General features: G+C 71.5%; 2 protein-coding genes. Both read left to right on the forward strand.

The window, feature by feature from the left end; translation table 11 throughout:
• The first annotated feature begins 3 nt into the window (after nucleotides 1–3).
• Entirely contained in the window at nucleotides 4–14,133 is a 14,130-nt protein-coding gene (locus ACGFSB_RS29245; protein WP_393405387.1) for an amino acid adenylation domain-containing protein, read from the forward strand.
• The gene (locus ACGFSB_RS29250; protein ID WP_393405389.1) at nucleotides 14,130–18,719 is read left to right on the forward strand and encodes an amino acid adenylation domain-containing protein; all 4,590 of its coding nucleotides are present in this window, start codon (nucleotides 14,130–14,132) and stop codon (nucleotides 18,717–18,719) included. Before ACGFSB_RS29245 ends, ACGFSB_RS29250 begins: the two co-directional genes overlap by 4 nt.
• The last annotated feature ends 12 nt before the right edge of the window (nucleotides 18,720–18,731 follow it).

An 18,731-nucleotide genomic window follows, 5' to 3' on the forward strand; every position in this document is an offset into this window, starting at 1 on the left:
GGTGTGCCCGGGGACGGGCTGGGTTATGGCCTGCTCCGGTATTTGAATGCGGATACGGCGGTGGAGCTGGCCGGGTTGCCGGCCGCGCAGGTCGGTTTCAACTACCTGGGCCGCTTCAGCAGCCACTCGGGCGACTGGCAGCTGCTCGGCGACGGCCTGGGAGAGGGCTTCGCGAGCCGGGCGTCGGCGATGCACGCCCTTGAGGCCGAAGGCATCATCCATGATCTGGCCGAGGGGCCGGAGCTGACGTTGACGTTGGCGTGGCCGGAGCGGTTGTTGGGCGTGGAGGCGGCGCAGTCTCTGGTTGATGGCTGGGTGGAGATGCTGGCCGGGTTTGAGGCTCATGTGGCGTCGGGGGGTGGCGGTCATACCCCGTCGGACTTCCCGTTGGTGGCGTTGGGGCAGTCGCAGGTGGAGGAGTTGGAGGCGGCGGTTTCGGGGCTGGTGGAGGTGTTGCCTGTATCGCCGTTGCAGGAAGGGCTGTTGTTTCACGCGCTGTTTGATCAGCAGGGCACGGATGTGTATGTGGAGCAACTGGTCCTGGACTTGGAGGGGCGGCTCGACGCAGGTGTGTTGCGGGCGTCTTGGCAGGCGGTGCTTGATCGGCACGACAGCTTGCGGGCTGGTTTCCGGCAGGTGGAAGGTGTCGAGCAGCCGTTGCAGGTTGTCGTGGAGGGTGTGCGGCTGCCCTGGCGTGAGGAGGACTTGACGGAACGGCCGGAGCTGGCTGAGGAGTTGGTTCTGGCCGAGCGGGTGCGGGGTTTTGATGTGGCGCGGCCGCCGTTGATCCGCGTGCTGCTGATCCGGTTGGGTGTGGATCGCTGGCGCATGGTGATTACGCTGCACCATCTGGTGCTGGATGGGTGGTCGCTGCCGATCCTGCTGCGGGAGGTGTGGGCCGCCTATGCCGTGGGCGGCAGTGGTGCGGGATTGCCCGCGGTCACCCCGCACCGTGAACACCTGGCCTGGCTGGCGCGCCAGGACAAGGACGCCGCACGGGCCGCCTGGACACAGGCCCTCTCCGGACTCGACGAACCAACCCTCGTGACTTCCGCCCCCGCGGACGGCACGCCGAGTCCGACCGGCCAGCTGACCTTTGCGCCGGACGCCGAACTGACCGGGGCGCTGCGCGAGTTGGCCCGCCGGAACGGCGTCACGCTGAACACCGTCGTTCAGGCCGCCTGGGCGCTGGTGGCCGGTGGTTTGACGGGCCGCAGGGACGTGGTCTTCGGCGCCACCGTCGCGGGGCGGCCGGCGGAGCTGTCCGGCATGGAGGACATGCTGGGCCTCTTCATCAACACGATCCCTGTGCGGGTGCGATTCGATCCCGCACGGACGGTTGCTGAGCTGCTTGCCGCCCTGCAAGCGGAGCAGTCCGCGCTGCTGGACCACCAGCATCTGGGCCTTACGGAGATCCAGCGGCTGGCGGGTCCGGGGGCGGGCTTCGACACGCTGCTGGCGTTCGAGAACTACCGGGTCGGCGAGAGCGGCCCCCCGCAGCCGCTGCGCCTCACCGGCTCCGGGGTCCGCGAGTCGACCCACTTCGCGCTGACGCTCGGTGTTGACCCGATCGACGGGTTGCGGCTGCGGCTCGATCACCGGCTGGACAGCTTCGGCGCGACGGCGGCCGTGGCGATCTCGGAGCGGCTGATACGGGTGCTGACCCGGATGGCGGCCGAGCCGGACGCCTGTATCGGCACGTTGGACGTCCTCGACGAGGCGGAGCGGTCACTGGTCGTCGACAAGTGGAACGACACGGCGCGGCCGGTGCGGGCGGACACGTGGCTGGAGCTGTTCGGGGGCTGGGCGGTGCTCACGCCGAATGCGGTGGCGGTGCGCTGCGGCGCGGAGGCCCTCTCGTACGGGGAGTTGGAGGTCGGGTCGAATCGGCTGGCTCGCTATCTGTGTGGGCTTGGTGTGGGCCGGGAGTCGCGGGTGGGTCTGCGGTTGCCGCGGGGTGTGGACATGGTGGTGTCGATGCTGGCGGTGTGGAAGGCCGGGGGTGCCTACGTGCCGCTGGATCCGGAGTACCCGGTCGAGCGGCTGGAGTTTATGACGGTCGACAGCGGCGCGTCGGTGGTGATCGACGCGGAGCGGCTGGCCGAGGCCGGGCCGGCGATCGCCGCCGAGCCGGGCGCCCCCCTCGATGTCGCGGTCGAACCGGATCAGCTCGCGTATGTGATCTATACCTCGGGGTCGACGGGTCGTCCGAAGGGTGTGGCGGTGGCGCATCGGGGTGTGGTGAATCTGGTGGAGGCGATGCGTCCGGTGCTGGGCGTCTCGGAGGGGACGACTGCGCTGCAGTTCGCATCGTTCAGCTTCGATGCCTCGGTGCTCGACGTCGCCGTGACGCTCGCATCGGGCGGGACGCTGGCGATCGCCACCGGCGAGGAGCGCACGGATCCGCAGGCGCTGGCGGAGATGATCCGTACGGCTGGGGTGACGGTGGCGAGCGTGGTGCCGTCGCTGTTGTCCGTGCTGGATCCGCAGACGGTTGCGGGGGTACGGAATTGGGTGCTGGGTGCCGAGCGGCTGACCGCGGATCTGGCCGCCAAGTGGCGTGCGCAGGCCGGGTTGTGGAACACCTACGGACCCACCGAATCCACGGTGATCGCCACCGCCGTGGAGCTCGCGACCGCAATTGCCCCCGACGACCGACCGCCGGCTATCGGCGGCCCGCTCCCCAACACCCGTGTCTTCGTGCTGGACGACTTCCTGCGCCCGGTGCTGCCGGGTGTGGTGGGTGAGGTGTATCTGGCTGGTCCGGGTCTGGCCCGCGGCTATCTGGGCCGCCGGGAGCTGACCGCGGAGCGCTTCGTGGCCTGCCCGTACGCCGAGGGCGGGCGCATGTATCGCAGCGGCGACCTGGCGAGGTGGAGCGACGACGGGCTCCTGCACTTCGAGGGCCGCGCGGACACGCAGGTGAAGATCCGCGGCTTCCGAGTCGAGCCGGGCGAGGTCGAGTCGGTGATCGCGGCGCATCCGGAGGTCGCCCAGGCGGCGGTCGTGGTGCGTGCGGACCGTATCGCCGCCTACGTGACGCCTGGCGCGCGGGGCGCGGCCGACGCGACCGCAATACGGGAATTCGCCGCCCACCGCCTCCCCGCTTACATGGTCCCGGCGATCGTGACGGTGCTGGACGCGCTGCCGCTCACCCCCAACGGCAAGGTGGACAAGGCCGCGCTACCCGCCGTCGATGCGACGGCTGGTGCGGGCCGCGCGCCGGCGACGCCCGTGGAGGCGCTGCTGTGCGGGCTCTTCGCCGAGGTCCTGTGCGTGGGGGAGGTCGGTGCCGACGGCGACTTCTTTGCCTTGGGCGGGGATTCGATCCTGTCGATGCTGCTGGTCTCGGCCGCGCGGCGGGCACGTCTTGCGATCTCCTCCCGGCAGGTGTTCGAGCTGCGGACTCCGGTCGGTCTGGCGCGGGTTGCGGGGGCGCTGGACAGCGGTGGTGTGGTGCCGGGCGGGGAGTCCGGTGTGGGTGCGGTGCCGCTGACTCCGGTGATGCATGAGCTGATCGAACGCGTCGGTCCGGAACGACTTCATGAGGTCGTGCAGTCCAGCTGGGTGCGGACGCCGGCCGGACTGGACTTCGAGGTGCTCGCGCGGGCGGTGCAGGCGCTGGTGGCGCGGCATGACGTGCTGCGGGCGCGGTTGGTGCCGGGCGCGGAGGCGCGGCTCGAGGTGCCGGAGGCGGAGCCGGGGTGGGTGTGGGTGCGTCGGGTGGATGCGGCTGGCGCGGATGTGGATGTGGATGTGGATGCGGAGGCGCGGGCGGCGGTGGGCCGGTTGGATCCGGCCGCCGGTCTCATGCTCGGCGCGGTGTGGTTCGACGCCGGAGTGGATGCGCCGGGCCAACTCTTGCTGGTGATTCATCACTTGGTGGTGGATACGGTGTCGTGGCGGGTGTTGCTGCCGGATCTGGTGGAGGCGTGTGCGGCGTTGGCTGCGGGTCGTGAGCCTGTGTTGGCGCCGGTGGTGACGTCGTTCCGGCATTGGGTGCGGGAGCTTGAGGTGCAGGCCGGGAGTGCGGGGCGGTTGGCGGAGCTGGAGGCGTGGGCCGCGTTGTTGACAGGTTCTGACCTGGTGCTGAGGGCGTTGGCGCTGGATCCGGTGCGGGATGTCGAGTCGTCGGTGCGGCGGGTGTCGGTGCGGGTGCCGGTGTCGGTGACGTCGGCGTTGTTGACCGGGGTGCCGGCGGCGTTCGGTGCCAGGGTTGATGAGGTGCTGGTGGCGGGGTTGGCGGCGGCGATAGGGGAGTGGCGGCCTGAGGGTGGCTGCGGGGTGTTGGTCGATATTGAGCGGCATGGGCGGGAGCCGTTGGGTGAGGGGGTGGATCTGTCGCGGACGGTGGGCTGGTTCACGGGTGTGTATCCGGTCCGGCTGGATCCGGGCGTGGTTGATGGTGGCGCGATACGGGCCGGCCAGGCAGCTGCGGGGGAGGTCGTCAAGCGGGTCAAGGAGCAGGTGAGGGGTGTGCCCGGGGACGGGCTGGGTTATGGCCTGCTCCGGTATTTGAATGCGGATACGGCGGTGGAGCTGGCCGGGTTGCCGGCCGCGCAGGTCGGCTTCAACTACCTGGGCCGCTTCAGCAGCCACTCGGGCGACTGGCAGCTGCTCGACGACGACCTCGGCGCCGGGGTCGGCGGCGACTTCCCGGTGTTGCACGCCCTGGAGTTCATGGGCGCGGTCCATGATCTGGCCGAGGGGCCGGAGCTGACGTTGACGTTGGCGTGGCCGGGGCGGTTGTTGGGCGTGGAGGCGGCGCAGTCTCTGGTTGATGGCTGGGTGGAGATGCTGGCCGGGTTTGAGGCTCATGTGGCGTCGGGGGGTGGCGGTCATACGCCGTCGGACTTCCCGTTGGTGGCGTTGGGGCAGTCGCAGGTGGAGGAGTTGGAGGCGGCGGTTTCGGGGCTGGTGGAGGTGTTGCCTGTATCGCCGTTGCAGGAAGGGCTGTTGTTTCACGCGCTGTTTGATCAGCAGGGCACGGATGTGTATGTGGAGCAACTGGTCCTGGACTTGGAGGGGCGGCTCGACGCAGGTGTGTTGCGGGCGTCTTGGCAGGCGGTGCTTGATCGGCACGACAGCTTGCGTGCCGGTTTCCGGCAGGTGGCAGGTATCGAGCAGCCGCTGCAGGTTGTCGTCGAGGGTGTGCGGCTGCCCTGGCGCGAGGTAGACCTGACGGAGCAGCCGCAGCAGGCGGCCTGGGCGCTGTCGGAGCGAATCGCGGTCGAGGAGCGCGCACAGCGATTCGAGCTGGGGACGCCACCCTTGCTGAAAGTGCTGCTGATCAGAATGGGCCAGGACCGCTACCGGCTGGTGATCACCATGCACCACCTGGTGCTGGACGGGTGGTCGCTGCCGATCCTGCTGCGGGAGGTGTGGGGCGCCTATGCGGCCGGCGGCAGCGGCGCGGGACTGCCCGCGATTACCCCGTACCGGGAGTATCTGTACTGGCTGGCGCGACAGGACAAAGACGCCGCACGGTTGGCCTGGAGCCGGACGCTGTCCGGGACCGCGGAACCGACCCTGGTCGCCCCTGCTGACCCGGCCCAATCGCCCGGCGAGACCGCGTACGTCGGCGCCGAGTTGCCCCCGCCGCTCGCTCAAGAGCTGACGCGTCTGGCCCGCGAGGCGGACGTCACCCTGAACACCGTTCTGCAGACTGTCTGGGCGCTGCTGGTCGGAGGCATGACGGGCCGCCGGGACGTGGTGTTCGGAGCGACGGTCGCAGGACGGCCGGCCGAGCTGCCGGGCATGGAGGACATGCTGGGGCTGTTCATCAACACCATCCCGGTACGGGTGCGCTTCGATCCGGCGCGCACGGTCGCCGAGTTCCTCGCCGACCTGCAGGCTGAGCAGTCCGCACTGCTGGATCACCAGCATCTGGGCCTTACGGAGATCCAGCGGCTGGCGGGTCCGGGCGCGGGCTTCGACACGCTGCTGGCATTCGAGAACTTCCCCGGTGACCCGGAGGTCCCAGCCACCCTCGACTCCGTCCGGCTGACGGGCGCGGGAATGCGGGAGTCGACGAACTTCGCACTGGCGCTGGGGGTGGACGCGTCCGAACTGAAGCTTCGGCTCGACTATCGCCACGACCTGTTCGACCAGCGCGACGCGGAGCGGATCGTAGGCCGGTTGGTGCGGGTGCTGGAGCAGGTGGCGGCGGATCCGCGGGTGCGGGTGGGCGAGATCGAGCTGTTGGATGCTGGTGAGCGGGCGCTGGTGGTGGGGGAGTGGAATGCCACGGCGCGGCCGGTCGGGTCGGACATGGTGGTGGAACGGTTCCGGGCGCAGGTGGTTCGGGTTCCGGAGGCCGTCGCGGTGCGGTGTGGGGCGGAGTCCGTCTCGTACGGGGAGCTGGATGCCAGGTCGAATCGACTGGCTAGGTATCTACATGATCGCGGTGTTGGCCGGGAGTCGCGGGTGGGCCTGCGGCTGCCGCGCGGCGTCGACATGATGACGTCGATGCTGGCGGTGTGGAAGGCCGGTGGCGCGTATGTGCCATTGGATCCGGAGTACCCGACTGACCGGCTGGAGTTCATGACGGTCGACAGTGGTGCGTCGGTGGTGATCGATGCCGAGTGGATGGCGGACACCGGCGCGGCCATTGCGGCCGAGCCCGACGCGGCCCCGGATATCGCCGTCGCTCCTGATGAGTTGGCGTATGTGATCTACACCTCGGGGTCGACGGGTCGTCCGAAGGGTGTGGCGGTGGCGCATCGGGGTGTGGTGAATCTGGTGGAGGCGATGGGTCCGGTGTTGGGTGCCGGTCCGGGTGAGGTGACGTTGCAGTTCGCGTCGTTCAGCTTCGACGCCTCGGTCCTCGACGTCGCCGTGACGCTGGCGTCCGGTGGCACGCTGGCGATCGCCACCGGCGAGGAGCGCACGGATCCGCAGGCCCTGTCGAGGATGATCCGGGACAGTGGCGTGACGGTCGCGAGCGTGGTGCCCTCCCTGCTCGGCGTCCTGGACCCGCAGACCGTGCCCGGCGTACGCAATTGGGTGCTGGGTGCCGAGCGGCTGACCGCGGATCTGGCCGCCAAGTGGCGTGCGCAGGCCCGGTTGTGGAACACCTACGGTCCGACCGAGTCGACCGTCATGACCACGGCTGTGGCGCTCGAGGAGGGCATTACACCGGACGATCAGCCCCCGGCGATCGGCATTCCGCTGTCCAACACCCAGGTCTATGTCCTGGATGACTTCCTGCGCCCGGTGCCGCCGGGTGTAGTCGGCGAGGTGTATCTGGCCGGTCCGGGCTTGGCCCGCGGCTATCTGGGCCGCCAGGACCTGACCGCGGAACGCTTCATAGCCTGCCCGTACACAGATGGCGCCCGCATGTACCGCACCGGCGACCTCGCCAAATGGAGCGGCGACGGGCTGCTGCACTTCCAGGGCCGCGCCGATGAACAGGTCAAGATCCGCGGGTTCCGTATCGAACTCGGCGAGATCGAATCCGTCCTCACCGCCCACCCCGACATCACCCAGGCCACCGTCATCGCCCGTGACGACCGCCTTGCCGCCTACGCCGTGTGTGCGACCGCCCTGGACCCCGCCGCCATACGGGAGTTCACCGCCACCCGCCTCCCCGGCCACATGGTCCCGGCCACCATCACGATCCTGGACACCCTGCCCCTCACCCCCAACGGCAAAGTCGACAAGACCGCCCTCCCAATCCCCGAAACCGCCACCGGCCACGGACGAGCACCATCCACCCCCGTCGAGGAGATCCTCTGCACCCTCTTCGCCCAGGTTCTGGGGATCGACCGCGTAGCGATGGACGACTCGTTCTTCGAGCTCGGCGGCGACTCGATCATGTCGATGCAGCTGGCCTCCCAAGCCCGGCGTGCGGGCTGGGTGGTGTCGCCGCGGCAGGTGTTCGAGGAGCGCACTCCGGCCGGTCTGGCGCGGGTCGTGGAGCCGGACCGTTCGGCGGTGTCGGCGGCCGGAGCCGGGCCGGACGCGTCCGGCGTGGGGGAGATCGCCTTCACCCCGGTGATGTGGTCGCTCGGTGTGTCCGCGGCCGGCGCCGGGGCCGCGCAGTGGATGGTCGTCGGTGCGCCCCCGAAGCTGGGTCTTCAGGCGCTGACCGCCGGCGTGGCCGCGCTGCTGAACGCGCACGACATGCTCCGCGCCCGGCTGGTGGCCGCCGAGGCGAAGCTGGTGGTGCCGGAGCCGGGCGCGACCGACGTGTCGGCGCTCGTATCCCGCGTCGACGGCACCGGTATCGATGACTCGGAGCTGAGCGAGCTGGTCCGGGCGCAGGCGCGGGCGGCCGTCGAACGGCTGGATCCGGGTGCTGGGGTGATGGCGCAGGTGGTGTGGCTCGACGCCGGACCGGATGCCGTGGGCCGACTGGTGATCGTCGTGCATCATCTCGCGGTGGACGGGGTGTCGTGGCGGGTTCTGCTGCCGGATCTGCGGGCTGCCTGCGAGGCGGCGGCCGCGGGCCGGGAGCCGGTCCTTGACCCGGTGGGTACGTCGTTCCGCCGTTGGTCGCAGCTGTTGGCGGCCGAGGCGATCAGCGAGCACCGGGTGGCGGAACTCCCGGTCTGGGAGGAGCTGTTGACTGCAGATGGGCCGCTGTTGGGCGGGCGAGAGCTGGATCCGGTACGGGACACGGTGGCGGGTCTGCGCCGCGCGGAGTGGGTGGTGCCCGCCGCCGCGGCCGAGACGCTTGTCTCCCGCACTCCGGCCGTCTTCCACTGTGGTGTGCATGAGGTGCTGCTGGCGGCGCTGGCCGGTGCGGTGGCGCAGTGGCGGCCGGAGTTCGGTGCCGGGGTGCTGGTCGATATCGAGGGCCATGGCCGGGAGGCACTGGCCGACGGGGTGGATCTGTCGCGCACCGTGGGCTGGTTCACCGGCGTGCATCCGGTCTGGGTGGCGTCCTCAGGCGTGGACCTTGCCGACGCGCTCTCCGGTGGCCCGGCCGCCGGCGCCCTGCTGAAGGCGGTCAAGGAGCAGACCTGGGCCAAGGCCGGCGACGGCCTCGGCTACCAGCTCCTGCGCTACCTCAACCCCGAGACCGCGCCGGCCCTCGCCGCGCTGCCCGTACCGCAGATCGGCTTCAACTACCTCGGCCGCTTCCCCGCCGGGCCCAACTCCGGCGAGGGCGAAGCGGCGGCCTGGGAGCCCGCCGGTGAGTCCGGTCCGGGCGGTGCCGCCGACCCGCAGGCTCCGGCCGCCCACGCGCTGGACGCGGGCGCGGTTGTTCAGGACACCGCGCACGGGCCCGAGCTGACGCTCTCCCTGGCCTGGGCAGGCGGCCTGCTCGACGACGCCGAGGCCGCCGAGCTCGGACGCCAGTGGCTGGCGCTGCTCACCGGACTCGCCGAACACACCGCCAGCGACCCGGCGGCCGGCGGCCACACCCCCGCCGACTTCCCCCTGCTCCAACTGCCCCTGACCCAGCGCGGCGTACAGGAGCTGGAGCTGGCGGTCCCGGACCTGGCCGACGTGTGGCCGCTGTCCCCGCTGCAGGAAGGGCTGCTCTTCCACGCCGCCTTTGACGACCACGGGCCCGACGTCTATGCGGGACAGCGTGCCCTGCTGCTCGACGGTCCGCTGGACGCGGCACGGCTGCGCGGGGCCTGGCAGGACGTGCTTGACCGGCACCCCATCCTGCGGGCGAGTTTTCACCAGGGTGCCTCCGACGAGACAGCGGTGCAGGTCATCACCGACGCCGTCACACTGCCGTGGCGCGTGGCCGATGTGTGCGGCCTGCCGGAGGCGCAGGCGCGCGCGGAGATCGGCCGGCTGTGCGCGGCGGAGATGGCGGAGCGGTTCGACCTGACCAGGGCGCCGCTGCTGCGTGTACTGCTGATCCGGCTCGGCGAGCGGCGGCACCGCATGGTGGTGACCACTCATCACGTCGTGGTCGACGGCTGGTCGCTGCCGGTCCTCTTCGACGAGCTGTCCGCGTTGTACGAGGCGGCAGCCGGCGAGCGGCGGGCGGCGCTGCCGCCTGCGACGTCCTACCGGGAGTATCTGGCCTGGCTGGGCCGACAGGACCGGCCGGCCGCGCGGGCCGCCTGGCGGGCGGAGCTGGCCGGCGCCGATGAGCCCTCCCGAGTCGCGCCCGGCCGGTCGGGCGCGACGGCCCGCCCGATCCCGCTGGAGTTCGAGTGCTCCGCCGAACTGACCCGTGACCTCACCGAACTCGCCCGCACCCACGGCCTGACGATGAACACGATCGTGCAGGGTGCCTGGGCGCTGCTGCTCGCCCGGCTCATCGGGCGCAACGACGTGGTGTTCGGCAGCACGGTGGCCGGCCGGCCCGCCGACGTGCCGGGCGCGGACGCCTCGGTCGGGCTGTTCATCAACACCCTCCCGGTACGGGCCAGCCTGGACCCCGCGCAGTCGGCCCTGGACCTGCTCGCGGACCTGCAGCGGCGCCAGGCCGCCCTGATGGGGCACCAGCACCTGGGCCTGGCAGAGATCCAGAAAATCGCCGGGTCCGGTGCGGAGTTCGACACGCTGGTGGTCTATGAGAACTACCCGCGCTCCGCCGCCGACGCCTGTCCGGCGGGCGGCCTCTCGCTGCGGCCGGACGGCAAGTCGCAGGACGCGAGCCACTACTCCCTCGCCCTCATCATGGCGCCCGGCGACCGGCTGGCAGGAGAGGTGGTCTACCGGCCGGACCTGTGCACCCGCGACTGGGCGGCGGAGAACCTGGCCTGCCTGCTGCGGGTGCTGGAGCAACTGGCCGCCGACGCCACCGTGCCGGTGGGCCGGATCGGCGTCCTCGGCGCGGCCGGGCGGGCACGAGTGCTGGAGGAGTGGAACGACACTGCCCCTGCTGCGCCGGTGACGGCCGCCCCGCTGCCCGAGCTGTTCGCCCGCCAGGTGCGGCGGACCCCGGACGCGGCGGCGCTCAGCTCCGTACTGGATGAGCCGGCCCTGCCGCGCGGGGACGAGCGGGCTCTGTTACACCCGGACGAACGGGCTCTGTCACACCCGGACGAGCGGACCATGACCTACCGCGAGCTGCAGGACGACGCCGGCCGGCTGGCCCGCTGGCTGATCGCCGCCGGCGTCGGGCCGGAGGTCCGGGTGGCGCTGCTGGCGGAGCGCACGGTGCCGGCGGTGGTGGCGCTGCTGGCGGTGTCGATGGCGGGCGGCGTCTTCGTACCGGTGGACCCGGCGTATCCGCAGCAGCGGCTGGAATTCATGCTGCGGGACGCCGATCCGGCGCTGGTGCTGTGCTCCACCGCAGTGCGCGGCGCGTTGCCGGACGAGTTCGCGGACCGGGCCCTGGCGTGGGACGAGCCCGCCGTGGCCGCGGCGGTGGCGGCGGGTGCGCCCGGTGCGATCGCGGACGCGGAGCGCCGAGCGCCGCTGCGGCCGGAGCACGCGGCCTATGTCATTTACACCTCGGGCTCCACCGGCATTGCCAAGGGCGTGGTGGTCTCGCACGTGGGGCTGGCGAACCTGGCGCAGGCGCAGATCGAGCGGTTCGCCGTACACCCGGACGCCCGGGTGCTGCAGTTCGCCTCGCTGAGCTTCGACGCCGCTGTCTCCGAGCTGTGCATGGCGCTGCTGTCCGGCGCGACGCTGGTGGTGGCCGGCGCGGCACAGCTGCCGCCGCAGGCGCCGGTGGCCGATGCCCTTGCACGGACCAGGACCACGCACGTAACGCTGCCGCCCAGCCTGCTCGCGGTGGCGGAGTGGCTGCCGGACACGGTGCAGACCGTGACGGTGGCCGGCGAGGCCTGCCCGCCGGCGGTGGCTGACCGCTGGTCCTCCGGGCGGCGACTGGTGAACGCCTACGGTCCGACGGAGACGACGGTCTGCGCGGCCATGAGCCGACCGCTGACGACGTCGGGCGTCGGCACCGTGCCGATCGGGCGCCCGATGACGAACACCCGGGCCTTTGTGCTCGACGGCTTCCTGCAGCCGGTGCCCGCCGGCGTCACGGGCGAGCTGTACTTGGCCGGTCCGGGCCTGGCCCGCGGCTACGCCGGGCGGCCGGGGCTGACGGCGGAGCGGTTCGTGGCCTGCCCGTACGTCGAAGGCGGGCGGATGTACCGGTCGGGCGACCGGGCGCAGTGGACCTCCGACGGCGAACTGCTCTTCCAGGGGCGGGCGGACGAGCAGCTGAAGATCCGCGGCTTCCGCATCGAGCCGGGCGAGGTGGAGTCGGCCCTTGCATCGCATCCGGGGGTGGCTCAGGCGCTGGTTGTGGCGAACGGCGAGCGGTTGGTCGGGTACGTCGTCCGTACGGCGGGCGCGGAACTGGACGGCACCGCCGTCAGGGAGTCCGCGGCCGCCCGGCTGCCTGAGTACATGGTCCCGGCCGTGGTGGTGTTGGACGCGTTGCCGCTCACGCCCAACGGCAAGGTCGACAAGGCGGCGTTGCCCGCGCCTGATGTCGTGCGTGAGTCGAGCCGGGCGCCGTCGTCGCCGGTGGAGGAACTCCTGTGCACTTTGTTCGCCGAGGTGTTGGGCGCGGGCGTGGTCGGGGTGGATGACGACTTCTTCCAGCTCGGTGGCGATTCGATCATGTCGATGCAGTTGGCGTCACGAGTGCGCCGTGCGGGCTGGGTGGTGTCGCCGCGGCAGGTGTTCGAGGAGCGAACCCCGGCCGGTCTGGCGCGAGTCGTCGCCGCGGCGGATGGCGGGGCGACAGCGGTGGACGTGTCCGGGGTGGGTGAGGTCGCCTTCACGCCGGTGATGCGGTCGCTCGGGGAGTCGGTCACGCGACCGGGCTTCGCGCAGTGGATGGTCGTCGGTGCGCCCCCGAAGCTGGGTCTTCAGGCGCTGACCGCCGGCGTGGCCGCGCTGCTGAACGCGCACGACATGCTCCGCGCCCGGCTGGTGGCCGCCGAGGCGAAGCTGGTGGTGCCGGAGCCGGGCGCGACCGACGTGTCGGCGCTCGTATCCCGCGTCGACGGCACCGGTATCGATGACTCGGAGCTGAGCGAGCTGGTCCGGGCGCAGGCGCGGGCGGCCGTCGAACGGCTGGATCCGGGTGCTGGGGTGATGGCGCAGGTGGTGTGGCTCGACGCCGGACCGGATGCCGTGGGCCGCCTGTTGGTCGTTGTGCATCATCTCGCGGTGGACGGGGTGTCGTGGCGGGTTCTGCTGCCGGATCTGCGGGCTGCCTGCGAGGCGGCGGCCGCGGGCCGGGAGCCGGTCCTTGACCCGGTGGGTACGTCGTTCCGCCGTTGGTCGCAGCTGTTGGCCGCCGAGGCGATCAGCGAGCACCGGGTGGCGGAACTCCCGGTCTGGGAGGAGCTGTTGACTGCAGATGGGCCGCTGTTGGGCGGGCGAGAGCTGGATCCGGTACGGGACACGGTGGCGGGTCTGCGCCGCGCGGAGTGGGTGGTGCCCGCCGCCGCGGCCGAGACGCTTGTCTCCCGCACTCCGGCCGTCTTCCACTGTGGTGTGCATGAGGTGCTGCTGGCGGCGCTGGCCGGTGCGGTGGCGCAGTGGCGGCCGGAGTTCGGTGCCGGGGTGCTGGTCGATATCGAGGGCCATGGCCGGGAGGCACTGGCCGACGGGGTGGATCTGTCGCGCACCGTGGGCTGGTTCACCGGCGTGCATCCGGTCTGGGTGGCGTCCTCAGGCGTGGACCTTGCCGACGCGCTCTCCGGTGGCCCGGCCGCCGGCGCCCTGCTGAAGGCGGTCAAGGAACAGCTCCAGCGGGTTCCGGGCGACGGCCTCGGCTACGGGCTGCTGCGCCATCTGAACGCGCGCACCGCACCGGAGCTGGCCGCGCTGCCGGCACCGCAGATCGGCTTCAACTACCTGGGCCGGTTCCCCGCCGGGGCCAACTCCGGCGAACCGGGCGCCTGGGAGTCGGCTGACGAAACGGGTCCGGGCGGTGCCGCCGACCCGCAGGCCTCGGCCGCCCACGCGCTGGCAGCCGGCGCGATTGTCCAGGACACCCCGCACGGACCTGAACTGACCCTGTCGCTGGCCTGGCCAGGCGGCCTGCTGGACCACGCGCAGGGCGCGGCACTCGGCCGCCAGTGGCTGGACGTCCTCACCGGACTCGCCGCGCACACGGACGGCGACCCCGCCGCTGGGGGCCACACTCCCTCCGACTTCCCCCTGATCGAGCTCGCCCAGGACGAGGTCGAGGAGTTCGAAGCGCTGGCGGCAGAACGCGAAGGAGAGAACCCGCTGTGAAGACGCCCACTTCGCCTACCTCGACCACTTCGCCGGCCTCCACCGGTGCCAAGGGAAACTCCCTCGCCGAAGTCTGGCCGCTCTCTCCGCTGCAGGAAGGGCTGCTCTTCCACGCCTCCTTCGACGGCGAAGGCCCGGACATCTATGCCCTGCAGACGGTGATCTCGATAACCGGGCCGCTGAACCCGGCCCGCTTCCGGGCCTCCTGGCAGGCACTTCTGGACCGGCACGCGGCACTGCGGGCGAGCTTCCACGAGCGCAAGTCAGGAGCACCGGTCCAGCTCGTTGCCCGTACGGTGCGACTGCCCTGGCGGGAGACGGACCTGTCCGGCCTGGCGGAGGCGGAGCGGACGGCCAGGGCAGCTGAACTCGCCGCGCAGGAGCACGCGAAGCGGCTGGACCTGGCGGCCGCGCCGCTGCTACGGCTGCTGCTGATCCGGCTCGCCGACCAACGGCACCAGCTGGTGCTGACGACCCACCACATCCTGATGGACGGCTGGTCGATGCCGGTGCTGCTCGACGAGCTGGCCGCGGTGTACGCGGCCGGCGGCGACAGCCGGACGCTGCCCCCGGTGGCCGGCTACCGGGACTACCTGGCATGGCTGAACCGCCAGGACAAGGCGGCGGCACGGGCCGCCTGGCAGGCCGAACTGGCCAGCGCCGAAGAACCGACGCTGGTAGCGGCCGCCGACCCGAAGAGGACCGCGGTCCTGCCGCAGGAGTGCTGCCTCGACCTCTCCGAGCCCGCCACCCGGGCTCTCACGGAGCTGGCCCGCACCCACGGCCTGACCGTGAACACGGTGGTGCAGGGTGCCTGGGCACTGGTGCTCGCGCGGCTGGCACGCCGCCGCGATGTGGTCTTCGGCGCCACCGTGGCGGGTCGGCCGGCGGAGCTGCCCGGGGCGGAGTCCATGGTCGGACTGCTCATCAACACCCTGCCGGTACGAGTCCGCCTACGGCCCGAACTGCCGGTGCTGGAACTGCTCACCGGACTGCAGCAGCGCCAGTCGGAGCTGATGGCACACCAGCACCTCGGCCTGGCGGAGATCCAGCGCGCGGCCGGACTGGGCGCGGGCTTCGACACGCTGGTCGTGTACGAGAGCTTTCCCAGGGTCCAGGAACCGCGGCGAGGCCGCACCGAGACCTACACCATCTCCGGCGGCGAGACCCGCCAGGCCACGAACTATCCCCTCACTGTGGGGGTCACCCCGCACGACCGGCTGCGGATCGAGCTGGCTTACCGGCCCGATCTCTTCGACCAGCGGGAGGCCGAGCGGATCGTAGGCCGGTTGGTGCGGGTGCTGGAGCAGGTGGCGGCGGATCCGCGGGTGCGGGTGGGCGAGATCGAGCTGTTGGATGCGGGTGAGCGGGCGCTGGTGGTGGGGGAGTGGAATGCCACGGCGCGGGCGGTCGGGTCGGACATGGTGGTGGAGCGGTTCCGGGCCCACGCGCTTCGGTCGCCGAATGTGGTGGCGGTGCGGTGTGGGGCGGAGGCCCTTTCGTATGGGGAGTTGGAGGTCAGGTCGAATCGGCTGGCTAGGTATCTACATGATCGCGGTGTTGGCCGGGAGTTGCGGGTGGGTCTGCGGTTGCCCCGCGGTGTCGACATGATCGTCTCGATGCTGGCGGTGTGGAAGGCCGGTGGCGCGTATGTGCCGCTGGATCCGGAGTACCCGGTCGAGCGGCTGGAGTTCATGACGGTCGACAGCGGTGCGTCCATGGTGATCGATGCTGGCTGGTTCGCGGAGGCCGGGAACGTCATTGCGGCAGAGTCGAATGCAGCCCTTGATGTCGCACTGGATCCTGATGAGTTGGCGTATGTGATCTATACCTCGGGGTCGACGGGTCGTCCGAAGGGTGTGGCGGTGGCGCATCGGGGTGTGGTGAATCTGGTGGAGGCGATGGGTCCGGTGTTGGGTGCCGGTCCGGGTGAGGTGACGTTGCAGTTCGCGTCGTTCAGCTTCGACGCCTCGGTCCTCGACGTGGCCGCCACGCTGGCGTCCGGCGGGACGCTGGCGATCGCCACTGGCGAGGAGCGCACGGATCCGCAGGCGCTGGTGGAGATGATCCGTACGGCCGGGGTGACGGTGGCGAGCGTGGTGCCCTCGCTGCTCGGCGTCCTGGATCCGCAGACCGTGCCCGGCGTACGCAACTGGGTGCTGGGTGCCGAGCGGCTGACCGCCGATCTGGCTGCCAAGTGGCGTGCGCAGGCCCGGTTGTGGAACACCTACGGTCCGACCGAGTCGACCGTCATGACCACGGCTGTGGCGCTCGAGGAGGGCATCACGCCGGACGATCAGCCCCCGGCGATCGGGATTCCGCTGCCCAACACCCAGGTGTACGTCCTGGACGGTTTCCTGCGTCCGGTGCCGCCGGGTGTAGTCGGCGAGGTGTATCTGGCCGGTCCGGGCTTGGCCCGCGGCTATCTGGGCCGCCGGGAGCTGACCGCGGAACGTTTCATAGCCTGCCCGTACGCCGAGGGCGCCCGCATGTATCGCACCGGTGATCTCGCCAAATGGAGCGGCGACGGGCTGCTGCACTTCCAGGGCCGCGCCGACGAGCAGGTCAAGATCCGCGGGTTCCGCATCGAACTCGGCGAGATCGAATCCGTCCTCACCGCCCACCCGGATGTCACCCAGGCCACCGTCATCGCCCGCGACGACCGTCTCGCCGCCTACGCCGTGTGTGCGACCGTCCTGGACCCCGCCGCCATCAGGGAGTTCACCGCTACCCGTCTCCCCGAGCACATGGTCCCGGCCACCGTCACGATCCTGGACACCCTGCCCCTCACCCCCAACGGCAAGGTCGACAAGGCGGCGTTGCCCGCGCCCGATGTCGTGCGTGAGTCGAGCCGGGCGCCGTCGTCGCCGGTGGAGGAACTCCTGTGCACTTTGTTCGCCGAGGTGTTGGGCGCGGGCGTGGTCGGGGTGGATGACGACTTCTTCCAGCTCGGTGGCGATTCGATCATGTCGATGCAGCTGGCGTCACGAGTGCGCCGTGCGGGCTGGGTGGTGTCGCCGCGGCAGGTGTTCGAGGAGCGCACTCCGGCCGGTCTGGCGCGAGTCGTCGCCGCGGCGGACAGCGAGGCATCGGCGGTGGACGTGTCCGGGGTGGGTGAGGTCGCCTTCACGCCGGTGATGCGGTCGCTCGGGGAGTCGGTCACGCGACCGGGCTTCGCGCAGTGGATGGTCGTCGGTGCGCCCCCGAAGCTGGGTCTTCAGGCGCTCACCGTCGGCGTGGCCGCGCTACTGGACGCGCACGACATCCTCCGGGCACGGCCCCTGGCCGCCGAGGCGAAGCTGGTGGTGCCGGAGCCGGGCGCGATCGACGTGCCGGCGCTCATATCACGTGTGGACGCGGCAAACGTGCCGGTGGGGGCGCTGGATGCGCTGGTGGCCGCTCAGGCCGAGGCGGCCGTCGGCCGGCTGGATCCGGGTGCTGGGGTGATGGCGCAGGTGGTGTGGCTCGACGCCGGATCCGAGCGGGTGGGCCGCCTGCTGGTCGTCGTGCATCACCTCGCCGTGGACGGGGTGTCGTGGCGGGTTCTGCTGCCGGATCTGCGGGCCGCCTGCGAGGCGGCGGTCGCTGGCCGGGAGCCGGTCCTTGACCCGGTGGGTACGTCGTTCCGCCGTTGGTCGCAGCTGTTGGCCGCCGAGGCGATCAGCGAGCACCGGACGGCGGAACTCCCGGCCTGGAAGCAGCTCCTGGCCGCCGGCGAGCCGCTGCTGGGACGTCGACCGCTGGACCCCGAGCAGGACACCGAGCGGACCACGGTCCGGCGCCGCTGGCTGGTGCCCGCCGCCGCAGCCGAGACGCTCGTCTCCCGCACCCCGGCCGTCTTCCACTGCGGTGTGCACGAGGTGCTGCTGGCGGCACTGGCGGGCGCGGTGGCGCAGTGGCGGCCGGAGTTCGGTGCCGGCGTGCTGGTCGATGTCGAGGGGCACGGCCGGGAGCAGTTGCACGACACCGTCGATCTGTCGCGGACCGTGGGCTGGTTCGCCAGTACGCGCCCCGTCCGGCTGCGCGTCGGCAGCACCGGCCCGGCCCAGGCGCGGGCGGGCGGCCCGGCCGCCGGCACTCTGCTCAAGGCGGTGAAGGAGCAGGCCAAGGCCGCGTCCGGGGACGGGCTCGGCTTTGAGCTGCTGCGCTACCTGAACCCCGAGACCGCACCCGTACTCGCCGGGCTGCCCGCCCCCCAGATCGGCTTCAACTACCTTGGCCGCTTCCCCGCCGGCGACTCCAGCGGACCGCCCGCCGCCTGGGAGCTGGCCGGCGAGTCGGCGCTGGGCGGCGCGGCCGAGCCGGGTATGCCGGCGCGGCACGCACTGGAGGCCGGCGCCCTGGTCCAGGACACCCCGAGCGGACCGGAGCTGGCGCTGTCGCTGGCCTGGCCCGGCGGGCTGCTGGACGCGGCCGACGCCGACCGGCTGGGGCTCGGCTGGCTGGATCTGCTGGCGGGACTGGCCGCCCACACCACGGCCGACCCGGCCGCCGGCGGCCACACCCCCTCCGACTTCCCCCTGCTCGACCTCGCCCAGGACGAGGTCGACGATCTCGAGTCCGCATTCGCCGACGACCGCGCGTAAGTCACTCGACCC

Origin of the sequence: Streptomyces sp. NPDC048441, from assembly GCF_043200235.1 — a bacterium.
Taxonomy (GTDB): domain Bacteria; phylum Actinomycetota; class Actinomycetes; order Streptomycetales; family Streptomycetaceae; genus Streptomyces.